The following is a 321-nucleotide window of genomic DNA, read 5'->3' as shown; positions in this document are numbered from 1 at the left end:
TGACCGCCGCGATCATCGTGGTCGGGCGCAGCGTGATGGAGCCGGGAACGGCCAAATGGTGCTGGGCGGACCCGACATTGAAGGTCGGTCCGACCAGGAAGCCCGCCTCGTCGCCGGCCTCTTTCTCGATCACTTCAGGACAGATCGCATCGGTGCCCAGCAGACCGTTCGGCCCGTGCTGCTCGGTCGAGCCGATGGGGATTACGATACCCTTGGAGCGTTTGAGATAGGCCTCGACTTCGGGCCAGGCGGCTTGGTGAAGTTGCATGATCTGCCTTTCATGCAGTGCACGTGAAAGGCGGACAGGACACCAGACGGGCG

Annotated in this window: 1 protein-coding gene; it reads right to left on the bottom strand. The window is 63.2% G+C overall.

Going from position 1 to position 321, the window contains the following annotated elements:
• The coding region (locus E5162_RS14310) for a creatininase family protein (protein ID WP_135945950.1) at positions 1 to 268 on the bottom strand (268 nt) is incomplete at its 3' end.
• Positions 269 to 321: the final 53 nt, after the last annotated feature.

The organism is Marinicauda pacifica (assembly GCF_004793635.1).
GTDB classification, from domain to species: domain Bacteria; phylum Pseudomonadota; class Alphaproteobacteria; order Caulobacterales; family Maricaulaceae; genus Marinicauda; species Marinicauda pacifica.
This window is presented reverse-complemented; position numbering and strand designations above follow the sequence as displayed.